Annotated in this window: 14 protein-coding genes; 4 read left to right on the plus strand and 10 right to left on the minus strand. The window is 38.1% G+C overall.

The genetic code is table 11. From position 1 onward, the window contains the following. Positions 1-11 precede the first annotated feature (11 nt). Positions 12-2,924 carry a hypothetical protein gene (locus tag E6H07_05875; protein TMI65446.1) on the minus strand — a complete coding sequence of 971 codons (2,913 nt, stop codon included), beginning with the start codon at positions 2,922-2,924 and terminating at the stop codon, positions 12-14. Between the two features lie 34 nt (positions 2,925-2,958). Continuing rightward, positions 2,959-4,095, minus strand: coding sequence for a hypothetical protein (locus tag E6H07_05880; protein TMI65447.1), 1,137 nt, complete (start codon positions 4,093-4,095; stop codon positions 2,959-2,961). Positions 4,096-4,252: 157 nt separating this feature from the next. Here E6H07_05880 and E6H07_05885 point away from each other — a divergent pair, with 157 nt between their 5' ends. Further along, the gene (locus E6H07_05885) at positions 4,253-4,456 is read left to right on the plus strand and encodes a hypothetical protein (GenBank protein TMI66477.1); all 204 of its coding nucleotides are present in this window, start codon (positions 4,253-4,255) and stop codon (positions 4,454-4,456) included. Between the two features lie 64 nt (positions 4,457-4,520). Next, on the plus strand, positions 4,521-6,935 hold the full coding sequence (locus E6H07_05890) for a zinc-dependent metalloprotease (protein ID TMI65448.1): 2,415 nt from the start codon (positions 4,521-4,523) through the stop codon (positions 6,933-6,935). Here the strand turns inward: E6H07_05890 and E6H07_05895 are convergent. The 8 genes from E6H07_05895 to meaB all read right to left on the minus strand — a co-directional run bounded on the left by E6H07_05895 (position 6,932) and on the right by meaB (position 15,929). Beyond that, positions 6,932-8,773 (minus strand): T9SS type A sorting domain-containing protein, encoded by a 1,842-nt coding sequence (locus tag E6H07_05895; protein ID TMI65449.1) that lies wholly within the window; start codon positions 8,771-8,773, stop codon positions 6,932-6,934. The genes E6H07_05890 and E6H07_05895 overlap by 4 nt on opposite strands. A 211-nt stretch (positions 8,774-8,984) precedes the next feature. Beyond that, positions 8,985-9,701 carry a response regulator transcription factor gene (locus E6H07_05900; GenBank protein ID TMI65450.1) on the minus strand — a complete coding sequence of 239 codons (717 nt, stop codon included), beginning with the start codon at positions 9,699-9,701 and terminating at the stop codon, positions 8,985-8,987. Then, the gene (locus tag E6H07_05905) at positions 9,698-10,744 is read right to left on the minus strand and encodes a GHKL domain-containing protein (protein TMI65451.1); all 1,047 of its coding nucleotides are present in this window, start codon (positions 10,742-10,744) and stop codon (positions 9,698-9,700) included. Before E6H07_05905 ends, E6H07_05900 begins: the two co-directional genes overlap by 4 nt. A gap of 3 nt (positions 10,745-10,747) precedes the next feature. After that, positions 10,748-11,428 (minus strand): hypothetical protein, encoded by a 681-nt coding sequence (locus E6H07_05910; GenBank protein ID TMI65452.1) that lies wholly within the window; start codon positions 11,426-11,428, stop codon positions 10,748-10,750. Between the two features lie 30 nt (positions 11,429-11,458). Next, positions 11,459-12,085 (minus strand): hypothetical protein, encoded by a 627-nt coding sequence (locus tag E6H07_05915; GenBank protein TMI65453.1) that lies wholly within the window; start codon positions 12,083-12,085, stop codon positions 11,459-11,461. 98 nt (positions 12,086-12,183) lie between these two features. After that, positions 12,184-13,575, minus strand: coding sequence for a beta-lactamase family protein (locus E6H07_05920; GenBank protein ID TMI65454.1), 1,392 nt, complete (start codon positions 13,573-13,575; stop codon positions 12,184-12,186). 1,172 nt (positions 13,576-14,747) lie between these two features. Further along, positions 14,748-15,017 carry a CDGSH iron-sulfur domain-containing protein gene (locus E6H07_05925; protein ID TMI65455.1) on the minus strand — a complete coding sequence of 90 codons (270 nt, stop codon included), beginning with the start codon at positions 15,015-15,017 and terminating at the stop codon, positions 14,748-14,750. Positions 15,018-15,026: 9 nt separating this feature from the next. Continuing rightward, complete coding sequence (gene meaB, locus E6H07_05930) at positions 15,027-15,929, minus strand: methylmalonyl Co-A mutase-associated GTPase MeaB (protein ID TMI65456.1); 903 nt, start codon at positions 15,927-15,929, stop codon at positions 15,027-15,029. 65 nt (positions 15,930-15,994) lie between these two features. Here meaB and E6H07_05935 point away from each other — a divergent pair, with 65 nt between their 5' ends. Together E6H07_05935 and E6H07_05940 are read left to right on the plus strand one after the other, a co-directional pair. Next, entirely contained in the window at positions 15,995-16,771 is a 777-nt protein-coding gene (locus E6H07_05935) for a glycosyltransferase family 2 protein (protein ID TMI65457.1), read from the plus strand. A gap of 79 nt (positions 16,772-16,850) precedes the next feature. Then, positions 16,851-17,492, plus strand: a complete 642-nt coding sequence (locus tag E6H07_05940; protein ID TMI65458.1) for a peptidase S16 — start codon at positions 16,851-16,853, stop codon at positions 17,490-17,492. The last annotated feature ends 14 nt before the right edge of the window (positions 17,493-17,506 follow it).

Consider the following 17,506-nt stretch of genomic DNA (forward strand, 5'->3'; position numbering starts at 1 on the left):
TTGGTTACCTCTTATCTGATAACTAATTCCTGCATATGTTCAACTCTTTTGTCCAGCATTATACTGAGATAATACAATCCCGGCTGTAAACCCGTAGTACTTATTGTATTATTCCATTTGCCCGTTTGAGTCGATGGAAAGTTTTTAGTACTGACAATTGCCCCTGCTTCATTAGTAATTACTACATCCGTTTCACCATTATATTTCTGATTTACTTCAAATTGTATTAAGCCATTAGATACAGAGTGAATATGTATCATTGATCTTTTACCACCAGGTGGAGGAAGGAAGTGTTTTGCCGGCAATTTAGTTAATGAATTAATTTCCGATACAAAAAAGCCTGCCACACCACCGCTACCACAAGGGCCGATTGCTGCACGAAATGAAGTCATCTCTCTTGCTGTAAAACCCGGTTGTAATAAAACTTCATTTCCTCCACGCATTTGTACCTTACTTCCTTCTGATGTAAGCAATGATGCTGTTGATGAAATATTGTTAGATGCTTCATGAAATTCCTGCCCCTCGAGTGTACCTGTAATATTTAGATCAGTTACACAGGTACTATATAGGTCGCTGCTCCATACTCCACGGCCAAATGTTGATGCCCGTATCCTGTTATCTGCTTCGGAAAGAATAAGATCGGTTATAGGAACATAAGGAAGATTATTATAAAAAGGAACCCAATCAGTCATCGTTGTACTGCGATAGTAAACACCGTTATCAGTTCCGATATAGGCATTGTTGTTAATATCAATTGCAATACAATTTATCGGCAGGTTTGGTAATGTTCCATTTCGTGGAAACCAATTAGCGCCGGCATCATTGGAATAATAAACTTTCACTCCATCCATATAACCACCAAAAGTGACCCATACATTATTTGAATTATTGGGATCAACATTAATGGAAGTGATTTTTGGATAACTATTCGGGAACCCCGGGTTATTACTTATTATTCCTGCTCCTGCCCAGGTTGCACCACCATCATCACTTCTTCTTAAGACACCAGATGTAGCCTGGTAACTATTACCACCGGCCATATATACACGGTTGCCATTACTTGGGCAGGTGCGTATAAACCATCCGCCATTCAGGTTAGGAGTCATTGTCCAGGTATTCGGTGATATTGCATTGGTTGTTCTCCAGAAAGAATCGGCAGCAAAGAAAAGTGCATTGCCTAATGAAGTATGTACAGCCATACTCGGTGCAAAATTATTTGTGTTCGGTGGAGTGATATCAATTGAATTGGAACCTCCATTTGTAAATCTTGTAATGGTTGAATTGATCACCGCATAAAAAATCGAAGAGTTTGCATTATCATACCCTACTGTAAAACCATCTGCCCCGCTGGTGCGGTCAAATGTAGAAGTGTTGCCATTTCTTTTCTTAGTACCATTGTCTTGCAAGCCGCCAATTATTTCAATATAGTCATCTGGGTTTACATCTATCCGGTAAAACTGGCTATTACTCATTCCTTCAAAATGGGTGGTCCAGTTAGCACCATTATCAGTACTGCTAAAAACGCCACCATCATTGGCTACCCATAATTTATTATCTGCCGGATGAAAACCAACTTCATGAACATCTTCATGTATTCCAGTACCACGAAAGGCCCAGTTGGCACCGGCATCTAAACTGCGCCATGTTTCAATGGCACCAACTACAACCGTATTACTTGTAATATTGCTTACTGCAACTGTAAGATCGTAGGATGACTGGCTTGCATTATCACTTCCGTCACTGGCCCTGCCCAGTATATTAGGTGAATTGCTTTGCGATACAAAACTATCACCTGAGTCCCCACTTCTGAACAATCCTTTATACGTACCGCCTGCATTTTGTACGCCGCCACATAATATATATACAACCGATGAATTAGAAGGGGCTACTGCCAAGTCCACTCTTGAAGTAGGATTGTTTATCTGTCCTGTAATGACAGGATCATCAACAAAGGTGTTACCTGAGTTTGTGCTTTTAAAAAATTTGGCTGTATTTCCATCTAATGAAACAGCATAACAAATAGTTGAACTGCCGGGTTTGAATTTAAGATTATAGAAACGGCCTTCATCTTCAACCAATGTCCAACTTGTACCCCCATCACCTGTTCTGAAAATACCCTGGTTAGTACAGGCAAATAATGTATCAGGATTAGTAGGATGCATTGTAAGACGATAACCTACTAATGTAGAATAATTAGCTCCGGGAAATACTCCCATCTTTGTCCAGCTTGCTCCGCCATTGGTTGTTTTTAAAACACCAATTGATAAACGCATATATCCAAAATCATCTACTAATCCGCTTGTATTGCTGTCACCATCACCTGTAAGTATATAAATGTTATTTGTATTTTCCGGGTTGATAGCAATACCACTTATACCAAGACAAGGAATATCAGGTGTAAGATTTGACCAGCTTGTTCCAGCATTTGTTGTTCTCCATAATCCACCGCCTGCACTGCCTGCATAAACAATATCTGCATCTGTTGGATGAAAAGCGAGACGATCGACACGACCAATTCCAACTGTTGTATTGTTAGGCCCTACCAATGTCCAGTTACCGGAAGCTGTTTGTGTAGCATTTGAAAGATTATTACTTGTACCTGCTGAACGTAAAGAACGATTTTGTTGCAAGCCTGTTGCTTCTATTAATTTTTGATTGATGTTTACAAAATCTCCGTTAATGCCAATACGACTGCTCATATACCATTCCCATCTTTTCCAATGTTTAAGATCACGGTTTGCATTTCTTTGCCCCAGCCGGTTGATGGTTTCAGGATTTTTGTAATAAGTATTTATCACACTCATTACATCATTTAAATTAGTTTTTCCTTGTAGTTGTTGTTTCAATACAAGATCTTCCTGTGCATCGGCAGCTGAAATAAAAATCAGCAATAAACTAAAAAGAGTTAAAAGTCTTTTTTTCATACAGATTGTTTTGCAGTTTTTTAAAAGCGATGATTTAATTTGCTGCTTTTAATTTTTCGATCTCTTTTTTCAGTTCAATAATGTATAAAGTGAGTTCTTCGATCTTTTCCATTTGTAATTTTTGCATTTCACCCACATTGACGCCGTTTGATTCTACTTCTTTTGCGGAAGGAATACCCGGTAAGTGATTATTCTTTTTTATAAACTCTTCCACTTCATTTAAACCACGCAGCTTGTATTGATTATTGAAAACATAATCAGGCCAGTTGGGAACTAACCGAACAAGCAATTCAGTACATATAGCTTTGCCATCTACAGCTAATTTGTAACCACCGGGTGTTACTGTTTCACCGATCCTTACAGCGCCAAGGATAACGGCATTGCCATCTACACCAAGGCGGTGTGAGCTGTTGAAGTTGGTTGCATCACCAATGAAAACATTACCACCACCATTTTGTAAATACAAATGGCCACCAGCTCCATTATTACGAACCTGGATTTCATTATTATCCAAAACCATATTTGTACTTCCTTGCGTACCCATCATCATGTATCCGCTTTGAGCATCGGGTAGCCCCACATCATTACCTGAAGTGATCTGTAGTTTGGTGCCTGCCTCATCAGCTCCATTCCCTAACTGCACTTTACTTCCATCTCTTCCGAGAAATAAAGTAGAAACGACCCCATTATTACGAGCAAGAATTTCATTATTATCAATTACAAGATTTTCGGCTGTTTCAATTCCAAGCATTATAAATCCGTGTTGTGTAGAACTGGCATCAGTACCACCCACTATTTGAAGTTTGCTTATTGGATCCGCTTGGCTAATACCTATATTACCAGCCGGTGAAATATACATCCGGCTTATACTGCTGGTTTCAAGGATAAGCTTACCAGTAGGGTTACTATTATAAGTACCCAGTTTAAAATCATTGCCATCAATCATCATAAACCCTTTTGATGTTAATGCCTTACGAAACCGGATAGTTGGGTTATCGGCATCATCATCGTCAATTAATATGGCAAAATTTGTTGCCGCACCGGTCAGGTCTATATGCAATTTGCCGGCAGGAGCAGTAGTACCTATCCCAACATTTTGGGCTTTAACTGAAATAACAAAGAACACAGGGATAACAAAAAGTAACGAGCTTTTGAATGATTTAATAAGCATGGTCTGGAATTTTCAACAAATTCAGGCAGAAAATCCGCATTATTCAGCTACGGTTACTGTTTGGTGATGCCCGGTTAATAATCTGCGGTAAATAGGCTGCTAAAAATCCGGTTGGCTTATCTTTGTCAAAATTTCTATAGTGAAAAAGATTGTGCTGATACTATTGTTTATTGTTTTCAATTCCCTGTTCCTTGTTCAGGATTCATCAGCCCAATGCTCTATCTGTACCAAAACAGCACAACAAATGGGTGATAAACCTGCAAAAGGGATGAACTCGGGGATACTTTACCTGGCGGCTGCGCCATTTCTTATTGCTGGTTTTATTTATTACCAGGCAAGAAAAAATAACCGTGAGGTATAGCCTTTTGTCCAAAACCATTTTTTCATCTTTCACATTTCATAACTTCAGCAGCTAAACTGCTATTATGAAAAAATTACTGCTGCTAATATTCTTATTCCCATTATCCATATTTTCTCAAAAGCTTCCTTCAATAGAAGAAAAAACCAAAGACCTGAAGAGGTATGAAGGCTTTTTAAATTTTTATTGGGATGAAAACGCCGGAAAGATTTTTCTTGAAGTCGATAAGCTGGATACAGAAGTCCTATACGTTACATCATTGCCGGCTGGCTTAGGTTCCAACGATATTGGTCTCGACCGCGGTTTGCTTGGTGGCGAACGCATTGTTAAGTTTTCAAAAGTTGGAAGGAAAATTTTACTGATACAGCCTAACTATAATTATCGGGCAATAACAAATGATAATGCTGAGAAAAGAGCCGTTGAACAATCTTTTGCCCAATCAACTATCTGGGGTTTTACAGCAGAAGCGGAAACAGGCACTCATATTTTAGTTGACGCAACTGATTTTTTATTACGTGATGCAATGCAGGTAGCCAACCGTATTCGGGGTAGCCAGCAGGGAAATTATTCTTTCGATAAAAACCGCTCAGCATTTTATTTACCACGTACAAAAAATTTTCCGCAGAATACAGAGTTTGAAGCAACGGTCACATTTGTAAATAATGACGGCAATACCGGGAATTTCGTGAACTCAGTTACCCCATCATCTGAAGCTATTACATTGCGCATTCATCATTCCTTTGTGCAATTACCGGATAATGATTACAAACCAAGAGTGTTCGATCCCCGCAGTAGTTTTATTCCTGTTTCTTATTTTGATTATAGTACACCTGTATCAGAGCCGATTGAAAAATATTTTATCATGCGGCATCGGCTGAAGAAAAAAGACCCGAATGCTGCTGTAAGTGAAGCGGTAAAACCAATTATTTATTATTTAGATAACGGAACGCCAGAACCGATACGCAGTGCGCTGCTTGAAGGGGCAAGTTGGTGGAACCAAGCATTTGAAGCAGCTGGATATAAAAATGCTTTCCAGGTAAAATTGTTGCCAGAGGACGCAGACCCGATGGATGTAAGATATAATGTGATCAACTGGGTACACCGCAGCACAAGAGGGTGGAGTTATGGTGCATCAGTGACTGATCCGCGGACAGGAGAAATAATAAAAGGTCATGTATCATTGGGTTCATTACGGGTAAGACAAGATTATTTAATAGCAACAGGATTATTGGCACCGTTTGAAAACGGAACTCCTGTTGATGATAAAATGCTTAAAATGGCATTAGCAAGGTTGAAACAATTATCGGCACACGAAGTGGGACATACAATTGGACTTATGCATAATTATGCAGCAAGTGTAAGTAATCGTGCAAGTGTGATGGATTATCCACACCCGATGGCAAAACTGAATGCGGCAGGGCAAATAGATTTAAGTGATGCGTATGATAATAAGATTGGCGATTGGGATAAGGTAGCAGTTACATTCGGTTACCAGGATTTTTCTTCTGGTACAAATGAAGCGAGTGCATTGAATAAAATTCTAGCCGATGGTGAGAAAAAAGGATTACAGTTTATTTCTGACCAGGATGCAAGAGCACCCGGTGGCTTACACCCGCAGGCACATTTATGGGATAACGGCAACGATGCCGTGACAGAATTAAAAGATGTAATGAAAGTTCGTGCAAAAGCATTATCTGATTTTGGAGAAAAAAATATAAGACCCGGTATGCCAATGGCAATGCTTGAAGATGTGCTGGTGCCAATTTATTTTTATCATCGTTATCAAATTGAGGCCGCTACTAAACTTGTTGGCGGCATGAATTATACATATGCATTACGTGGAGATGGACAGCTCATTACAAAAGCATTGACAAAAGATGAACAACGAAGAGCTTTGAATGCTGTAATAGATTGCTTAGACCCGAAATTTTTATTGTTGCCGGATCGAATAGCACAATTGATTCCTCCACGACCGGCAGGATATGATTTTACAAGAGAATTATTTAAGAAAAAAACAGGATTAGCATTTGATATTTTATCACCAGCTGAAACAGCAGCTGATCTGCCACTGTCATTTTTATTTAATTCAGAACGTTTGAATAGAATGGTACAGTATGAGGCGGTGAATAACGGCTTAGGAGTTGGAGAAATGATGAATATTCTTATTTTAAAAACATGGAAAGCAAGCAGGATGACCGGAGTAGAAAAATTAATTCAGCTACAGACCGAGCAGGTGTTGTTGACTTATTTATTATCAGCAAGTGTAAATGATAATAATTCTTTTGCTGTAAAATCAGTTTTAACCAAATCGCTGAAAGATCTCAAAACATTTATAGAATCTTCCCTTAAAACTGTAACAGATGAAACCTATAAAGGGCATTTGATGCTAGCATTGGAAAGAATGAATAAGCCTGCTGATGCAAAACCAACAATTCACCGTGCCATTCCGCCCGGCGCACCGATTGGATGTGACTGGGATTAATGAATGATCAATTTTTTATTTACCCCTGCTGATTGAAGGATATAAACACCCGGGGCTAACGAAGGAAGATAAATTGTAGTTTGAAGATCGGTTAATTGTTTTTGCAAAATAAGATTACCTGTTAAGCTCAACACTCTCAAATTTACCGGGGCCGTGTTATTTCTGCTGATGGTAATAGTATGCTGTGCAGGATTCGGAAAAACAGAGAACTCAGTTGCTCTACTACTAAAATCAACCAATCGTACAGATGAGTAAGTTTGTTTATTATCGTTCTCAATTATTTTGATGCGATAATAATTTTTTCCCATCGCGGGATATAGATCTTCTGCTTTGTAAATCTCTGAAAGACGGGATGCGGGTATTGTTTGAATAGTTGCCCAATCATTATTTGTAATTTGTTTTTCAATAACAAAATGGTTGATTGATTCGGCTCCTGTTATTCTCCATTCCAATGAAACTTTTTGTTGCGCAGCTTTTGCAGTGAAATAGGAAAACTTAAAGGGTAAAGCACCCCCGCAATTAGAAGCAGGTTCAGTAGATCGTTTATAAAAATAATTCTGAATGATTTGCCCATTATTGCCTGGACCGGCTGCAACGGCCGCCGCACAACCTGCACTCCTTCCTGTTTCAGTGCCTGCATTTCCACCATTATTATTAACAGTAATACCAGGAGTTGTTGCAGAAAAATAAATAACACCTCCACTGCCGCCACCCCCTCCGCCATAACAACGGTCCACAGTACCACCGTCATCAGAGTTACCTCCATTTCCGCCATTTACTTGTAAGGTTATACTGCCTGTAAAATTTGTTATATCAGAAATGATGGTTCCCCCGGCGCCACCACCACCTGCACCATCGGATAATGATTGCCCACCACTACCGCCATTAGCGGAAATTTTATAACCGTTACCAATTACATTTTCCGCATGAATAAAAATAATTCCGCCACCATTGCCACCACCTTTTATAAAAATTCCTCCGTTGGAATGACCGGCACCGCCACCGCCACCAAAAAAAACCTTTTGACCACTCCAATTACTCAACGCTTTTCCTGCTAATCCGCGGAGCATAGTTGTACATCCGGCTGTACTTGAATTACCGCCACCGATTCCACCTCCATTTAAATTGGCACCACCACCACCGCTGTTGTTATGATTATTACCCCCACCGCCACCATTAGCTGGTGCACCGCGGCCACCACTTTGTGATGCAACAACTGCTGTAATACCCTCACCTTTCCATGCCCCGCTTTGTGGAGAAGTGGATGATGCTGTATAATAATAGGCGCTGGCCGGAAAAAAGTTTGAACAGGTACCACTGCTTGCAACAAATGCTCCACCTCGATAGCCCGATGAATCTGCATAGATTGGCGCATTCAATGTAAGGTTCATATCACAGAAGATTGCGATGACACCACCGGTACCCGATGTATTATTCCAGGATGTTGCTTTGATAGTATCCGTAACATTGGCTGAATAATATTCTGCCATCTTTACCATTTGAACTTTACCAGTTACGGGTGAGTAAGTATTCAAAAATGTATGATGGAAATAAATGGTATCTGTTTTTATTTTACAGATTACCGCTGTTTCATAATTGCCCGCTTCATTCAGTGTAGTTGTATCACCAAATCCGGTGTCGTTGGCAGTATTAACCGAAGCCCCTTTCATTTGAACGATCAGTACCCTGTTATTTACACCTAAGCCGGCGGGGTTACTTACTTTCAAGGCATAAATAGTGGGCATTACCTCAATCACCTGGTAATAGGAATTGACCACCCCGCTGATATTAGTGGTCTGTGCAATACTTAATTGACTGTATAAGCATGCGGCTATCAAAAAAAGTGTTGCTTTATTTAAATGCCTGACAATTGATGATATGTTTAAACAGCCTGCTTTCACAGGGATAAAAAATAGAAAGAATTCCTTAGTAATAGAAGTAAAGTGCCGTATTAATCCTGCAATTGACGTAAACCTCTTATAACAGGTGTTGGGATTCTACGAAAAAGAGAATTGCTAAATAGTAGAAACAGTAAAACCGGTCGAACGGTTAAGTTGCCTTTCTTTCAAATTTTGAAAAAAAATCATCACTATATGTAGCACCTATGGGAATATCTTTTTCAGCAATTCGTATAAAATTTCCTTCAATGTATTTAATTCTGTTGATAGCTACAATAAAGCCCTTGTGTACCCGTATAAATTTATTTGCAGGAAGATTTTCCAGCATTTTTTTCATAGTTTCATTTACCAATAACGTTTCCGATTCAGTCATCACTTTCATATAGTCCCCCACTGCTTCAATATAGAGAATGCTATCAAGATTAATTTTATGTAATTTTTTATCTGCTTTCAGAAAAGCAAAAGATGGAGGAGACGGCTCAATTCTTTGAGATGGGGTCACGGAGGAATTTATTTTTTCAATTGCTTTATTTACAGCTTTCAGAAAGCGTTCAAATGAAAATGGTTTTAATAAATAGTCAACCGCATTTAATTCAAATCCTTCTACCGCAAATTCCGGGTAAGCTGTTGTAAAAATTATGTGCGGAGGATGAATAAGCGTTTTAATAAAATTGATCCCTGATAGTTTTGGCAGATTGATATCAAGAAAAAGCAATTGAATATTTTGCTGTGATAATATTGGCTGCGCTTCCAATGCATCGGCACATACTGCAACCAGTTCTAGTGAAGGATGGTCAGAAATATATTTTTTAAGGATATTCTGTGCCAAGGGTTCATCTTCTATTATTAGGCATTTATATCGGCTCATAAACTTAATTGTAATGCGACAACAAAACGATCCTGTTCATCTTTTATGTTCAGCAAATGTTTGCCCGGATACAATAACTCTAACTGGCGTTTTACATTTTCAAGCCCAAGGCCATTATGATCGCCTGTTTTTACATCATCAATGTAGCCTTTATTATTTTCCACTGTAAAATTCAGCTTATTCTTCTCCACTTTTATATCAAGCTTTATAAATGTATTTTCTGAACTTCCTTTAGCGCCATGCTTGAATGCATTTTCAAGAAATGTAATAAGAAGCAATGGTGCAATTTGCTGATCGTTGATCTCTCCGGATATTTTTGTTTCAATATCTAATTGTGCATCCGAACGCAGCTTTTGGAGAGCAATATACTCCTTCACAACGGTCAGATCTTTTTCTAACGGAATAAAATTGTCTCTGGACCCATAAAGAAAATATCGCATCAGGTCCGACAGTTGTAATACTGTACCGGGTAATCGCTCATCTTTATCCAGCGCCATGGAATAGATGCTGTTCAGTGTATTAAAAAAGAAATGCGGATTGATCTGCGCTTTCAGCGCTTTTAGTTCCACTTCAGTTTTTTGTTTTTCTTTTTCCAGCAATTCTTTTTGTAATTCGCTTACCAGGAACCATGATTTTGAAAGCTTGAGCAGCATTGTGATGATAGTGTAAACAATAAAAAAAAGAACAATCTCACGGTAAGTAAAATAGGAGATAAAAAAATAATCAGGGAATAGTTTTGCAGACCAGTCGTCAAAAAAACTATAATTGATCCATGCAAAAAGAATGATAAGGACAACTAATGAAAATAAATAAAACAGGATTCGTTTCTTGTTTCCCAGCTTTGGTAAAAGCAATTCTATATTTAAATAAACAGCCGGTAAGAGTGTAAGCTGGAATAGGATTGTATAGATGTAATCTATCTTTTCAGGCTTAGCCCCAGTTTTAAAAAGATAAAGGAACACAAAGAATGATAGCACCCAGAATGCCAGGTGCTGAATAATTCTCAATATCGGATGATTGAGTTCCCAATACTTTTTCTTCATTCCTCAGCTTTTACGAATCAAGGTAACAGAATTTTCTTTGGTAAAGAAACGACTATCATTACCATACTTTTCAAGAAACTTTTGCAATTCTGTGGTGGAGGCAGTGATCAAGAAGGTATCATAGAACTCATCGGTTTCATTTTTTATTTTCATCCGACCTGACTTTATCTGGTCATGCAGATAACCTCCATCAATAAAATCAAATTGCAGTGTGTTCGTATTGCTGAAATGTATACGGGCAATAGTATAAGAATTGATTCGGTTAGGAAGATCGATTACAGCTTCATTATTGGCACTATCTGTATTTGTCATAACCACAGGTGTGAAGTTCATAAATAAAAGACCGTTCAGTTTGATCATGCTTCCAAACAACAGATATCGTATTCCATTTTTAGTATATTCTATCATATAAGATTTGGAAAAAAGAGCGGAATCTTCTTTATCTTTTTTCGATAATTGACCATTATTTTCATTACGACTCTTTTCAAGGTCTTTTTGGTTCTTTTTGTAGAAGTCACTATTGAAAACATTTTGAACAATATATTCCTGCCCGTCTTGCGTCCATGCCCCCTCAAGCCTCCTATCAGCAATGGCTGTATTATAGGTGACAAGAGGCTGAAGAGAAGTAACGCAGGAAGAAGCCGTAACAACCAGGATGGATAAAGCGAAGAATATCTTTTTCATTTTCTAAAAATTTATATTTAGATATAATAGTTATTTTTTAAAAGCTGTTTTTTCACTTCTGTAAGCCGAAGGCTCATCACCATATTTAAGAAGATATTGCTGAAGCTCTTTAGTAGAAGCAGTTATTGTTATATTATCATCAGCATCTGTTTCATGACTGATCCGGATCTTTTTTTCATCGATCAGGTTTTTTACATACGATCCATCTAATTGGCTTAATTCAAAACTTCCGTCATTTAAAATTTCGACACGATAAGATGTATGCATTTTTACTAAATGCACTCCGAAGAATTCATCGATCTTCCGGTCTTCTTTTTTATCAGCCGGATAATAATCAAAATAAAGGTGTTTACCGATCCGTGCAAGAAAGGCAATATACTGTTCTGAAACTTTTCCATTCTCATCCCGGTAACTGATAAAATAGCCTTTTTGCTTAATAGAAGAAATAGTTCCCGGGATATCTAAAGAGCTTTCTGTAGTAAGATTGCTGATAACTGCGCTGCCTTTATTTCCCTGGTTCTCGATTTTCCAGGTACCGATAAGTTTTGGATCGTAAGCCAGGTCTTTTTCAGTAAAAATGGGATGAAGGGTGTTAAGGCAACCGCTTAAGAAAATAATTAGAAAAGTGAAACCGAGAATTATAGCTACTTTTTTCATATTTCAATTTTTATAATTCAAAACTATTGGTATCCCTGAGAGAAGGGAAATTATTTCGTTGTACATGGGCATTTTGACGACGAATTAAAAGTAGAGTATCATTTCTGATCAGTTTCTGATCCCCTGAGTAATTCAGTGACCAATTCTTTACGAAACTCGAGAAACATTTCTTTGAAGGGTGAATCCGTACCAATACCACAATTCATCATTAAAACATACATAATATCCTGGGCTGGGAACCAAAACAGGTCAGCAGTATAGGCCGCTTCTCTTCCCCTATGGCCATAAGCAAATTTGTCAGTTCCTGTATCCTGGAAATCTTTCCAAATGCCCAACCCAAATGCTACTGCTTTTTCTTCAGTATCCTGCGTAAAGCTCAGCATTTGCTTTAAGCTGCTATCATTCAACAAGGTCTTTTTGATCAATAGCGCATCCAAAAACTTAGATAGATCTGCAACGGTACTAAACATTCCACTGAACCCATTCCCTGATCCACCGATATTCAGGTGTGTGAGATTAATAAGATGGTTATTGCTGTACAGGTCGGCATAACCTTGGGCCAAATTTTTTGGGGGAGCCTTGCGATCAATATAATGTGTATGATCTAAAAGAAGTGGGTCAATGATATCTCTCTGGATCAAGGATGCATGATCGATCGAGTCCTTAAATCCTTCATCAAGTATTACCGATAATAATAAAAAATTCGAGTTGCTATACATTCCTTTTTCTCCGGGAATAAATTCAGGCTTTGTGTTCGCCAGAAATTTCAACAGGTCATTCTTTTTCCAGTTATTTAAAGGATGATCAAGCAGGTTGGTAACAAAACGACTGGTTTTGATAAAATCAGGTAACCCACTTGTATGATTCAATAGATGCCGGATGGTGATTTTCTCTGCATTTGGAATGTCTTTAAATCTATACCCGCACTTAAAAGTATTGATCGGTTTGTCAATATCCAGTTTTCCATCTTCCTGCAACCTGAGCGTAACAACAGCTACAAACATTTTGGTAATACTGGCGATCATTAATTTATTCGTGGTTTCCATAGCGACCCCTTTTTCTATATCAGAAAATCCGGCGGCTGTTTGCCAGGTGGAATCACCATTCTTTACCAATAGTATCATCCCGGGTAAACCTTTATTTACGTAATCATTTACCAATCCTTGAAGCTTCGAAGTTTTGAAAACAGAGTTCTGGTTTTTAATAATATTTTGAACGGATGGTTGTGCTTGGAGCACTGTGTGTCCTGTAAGTAAAACTGCCACTACCAGGAAAAATAAATTTTTCATAATAAAATATTTATAGATGAAAAGAGGATGAAAAAGAAAAGGACTGATGTGGTAATAGGGGAGCACGTTTGGGAATGAACGGCCCCTGTAACCAGAAATGATATTGCAAGGTATTTTGTAATTCTGCAGAAACATTTTGAAAACGATGACCGGCACCCAGCATAATTCCACCTGTAAATTGTCCTCTGCCGTTTCGATCAATATAATTTTTTCCCTGTTGCCTGCTGATCATACCACCTTTGGGGTAAACTCTCATATAGCCCAGTTGTAAGCCCGTTTGCAGAATTTGAGAGTTTTCAAAAGATAATTTGTATAAAAGTGTTGGCTCTGTATACAATCTGAATGCATGTTGAATTCCGGGGTTATTAAGATATCCTGCCCGAAAACTTTGACTCCACTGGAAATGGTTAGAATTGTTTTTTGAAAATGGTATATCTACGCCGGCTGATATTCCCCATCCTCTATGCAGAGAATGCCGGGGGTACTCAGTATGTTTAGGCCGGTACTTTTTATTACCCGGGTAAGAAATATGATCAATACTAACCGTAATATTATAAAGAAGGCGGTTGGCAATTTCATTCTTTTGCGCCGAGCTTTGTGACGCTATTAATAAAAGAAGGATTGATAAGATTCGCATTTTGAAGATTTTGGTTCATGCCACCAAAGTATCTTCTGTAAATGCCGAGGAGAAACTTTTTCGATAAACAGTATTGCAGAATCGATGAACATGCAATTATGGAAGTGTTTGCAGGGTTCAAACATGTTAAATCAAACAAACTATTTTTTAAAGCGTAGATTTTATTTCGTCGGTTCATTAAGATATTTCAATGATTTAGAATTATGAGAATAAGTAAGCTTAAAGGAATCCTGAACACTCCCATGATTCAATATATTTACCAGGCACACGGAATCCGATTCCCACTTATAATAGGCTAAATCAGATTTAGATGATATACTCCCCCATATAACTGGAAACGGTTCATTTATGATCTTGCCAGCAGAGTCCCTCACAAAAATATTGAACGCATAAGCTTGATTTTTATCCTGAAATGAAAATGGTTGATTTATAATCTCGCCAGCAGAATCCCGAGAAGGAAAACCTTGAATCTTGATAACAAATAGTTCTTTATCCTTTTTATTTATGGTTGATGTATCCAATCGTGAAACTATAGTCGTTCGTTGCCAGCCTTGTTTTTCGAGTTGGGTTTGACAAGAAAAGTAAAGTATAAGCAAAAGTAAAAAAATGATTTTCTTTAAGATGGACATACTGGTGTTAAATAATTTGAATCTACAGTATTAAGTTAACAACGCAAAATTTATAGTTACGTCAAGACGGTTATGTTGAGCCCTGAGGTTTTGATCAACTATTATGACTACTTCAGACTTTTGTGAGTATCATCACAAAACGGAGGTGTTTTAGTGTGCTTACATTGGCAAAACCAGACAGTTTCGGCTTTGTCAAACTGAACTTTTATACTTCGGTAAGGCTCATCTTCAATATCACGATGAGCATTATCACAAAAGGGAGTTGTTGCAGTCAATCCACAACTACACCAGGAATAAACCTTCCCGGGTACCACATCGATACCAATAGGTTCACAGTCTGTTGATTTAGGTAAATTTTCATTTGGTATTTTTTCCATACGGTATAATTAGAATTGCTTAATGAATTGGTACAGGTTGAATGATTTAGTTTTTACGAATTCTTCTTCAATATTTTTTTTCAGATCATCTTTAGAAACACCCTTCATTCGTTTTTGTTGAATAAGCCAGTAAGCTTTTTCTGCCAGCAGCCAGAAACGTTTATCTGTTAAATGGGATTTGTGTAACTGGTTCAAAATAATTTCAGCCAGTTCCTTTACTCCTGTTTTTTGTGAAGCCACCGTTTTTACTACCGGCACTTCATTATAATGTTTGCTGAATGTTGGTGCCAGCATCTGCATTAAGTTTTTTACAAACAGATCAGCATCGGGCCGGTCTGCTTTATTCACAACAAATACATCTGCTATTTCCATCAGCCCTGCTTTCATTGTTTGTATTTCATCGCCACCCTCCGGTACCATCACAACAACAGTTACATCAGCAAGCCCGGCGATCTCAATTTCACTTTGGCCTACACCCACTGTTTCAATAATGATATGATCAAATGGTGCCGCTTTTAACAGATCACTTATCTCAATAATTTTCGGGTGCAAGCCGCCCATGCTTCCCCTGGTAGCTAATGATCGGATAAAAACATTGGGATTTACATACCAGTCACTCATACGTATACGGTCACCCAGTACAGCACCCAAATTAAATGGAGAGGAGGGATCAACACATAGTACTGCAACTTTTTTCCCTGTGGAGGTCAATACACCGATCAATGAATCAACCAATGTGCTTTTGCCTGCACCCGGCGGACCAGTGATGCCGATGATCTTTGTAGGATGGTGTGCAGTAATATTTTCCAGCAATTTATGATAACCCTCCTGCTCATTTTCTATCAGCGAAATTGCCCTAGCCAGCGATTTTATATCGCCCTGTTTGATTTGATTAAGTAATTCCTGCCACATAATAATCGGGTGGTAAGTTACTGAATCTGGGCACTAATTACACCAATATAAATTATACTTGCACCATGTTTCAGTTTTCTGTGGTCATAGTTTGTAAAAACGAAGAAGCTATTATCGGAAAGACATTGCAGTCTTTGCAGGGCTTTGCGCCGGATATAGTTGTATATGATAATGGCAGCACAGATAATACAATTGAAATTGTAAAAACATACCCGGCGAATTTAGTACAAGGTCCTTGGGAAGGTTTTGGTAAAACAAAAAACAAAGCCAACAGCTATGCAAAGCATGACTGGATACTTGGCCTTGATGCAGATGAAATACCGGATGAAGAAATGAAAAAAATAATATCAAATCTTTCTGGTGCTGATGAAGCAGCGGTTTTTAAATTCAGGTTTAAAAATTTTCTCCAGAATAAATGGATACGTTATGGTGAATGGGGCAATGATAAACATATCCGCCTCTTTAACCGCAAACAGGTAAAATGGAACGACGCAGAAGTGCATGAGCAATTGATATTTCCAGCCAATGTAAAGATAAAAGAATTGAATGGCTTCGTACTTCATTACACTATGAAGGATGAAACAGATTACAAAAACAAAATGGAAAACTATGCACGGCTGAATGCGGAGAAATATTTCCGACAAGGAAAAAGATCTTCAATGTTGAAGCAATGGTTATCGCCGGCATTTTCATTTATACAGAACTATATTTTTAAACTCGGTATTTTGGATGGCCGGGCTGGATTTACTTGTGCAAAGATGACAGCTTATTATACTTTTTTAAAATACAAACGATTAAATGAACTCAGGAATATTGAACAAGGAACAAAGAATACTGAATAATAGAATTTTAAGCAATCCTTTTCAATTGGACATTCCCTGTTCCTTGTTCAATATTCAATAATTTTTACCTTGCATTGAAATGACCAATTTCATTCCCATATTCCCTCTCGGCATCGTTGTTTATCCCGGTGAAAAACTAAACCTGCACATTTTTGAGCCTCGTTATAAACAACTGATCACTGAATGTCACCAGGCAAAAAAACCATTTGGCATTCCTACGGTAATTGAAAATAAAGTGCAGGAGTATGGTTCGATGGTGCAGATAACTGAACTGAGTAAACTGTATGACAATGGCGAGATGGATATAAAAACCGCCGGCGTAAGAATATTCAGAACCCTGGAACTTATAAAAGAAATACCGGATAAACTCTACAGTGGCGCTATTGTAAACTATCCCGATAATATTGACAATGGTAACCGTGAACTGATGCGCAAAGTAATGAGCAGCATTGTTGAATTGCATAAACTGCTTGAGGTGGATAAGGATTTTAAAAAAGCTGATGAAGTGATCAATGCATATGATGTGGCCCATCATATCGGCCTGAGCCTGCGGGAGGAATATGAATTATTGCAATTAATGCAAGAACTACAGCGGCAGGAATACCTGAAACGATATTTAACCAAAGTAATACCGATGGTGGCAGAAATGGAAGGCTTAAAACTTAAAGTAAAACAGAACGGCCACTTTAAAAACCTGAAGGGATTTAATTTTGAAGGATAGCTTTTCCGATTAAA

The organism is Bacteroidota bacterium (assembly GCA_005882315.1).
Taxonomy (GTDB): domain Bacteria; phylum Bacteroidota; class Bacteroidia; order Chitinophagales; family Chitinophagaceae; genus VBAR01.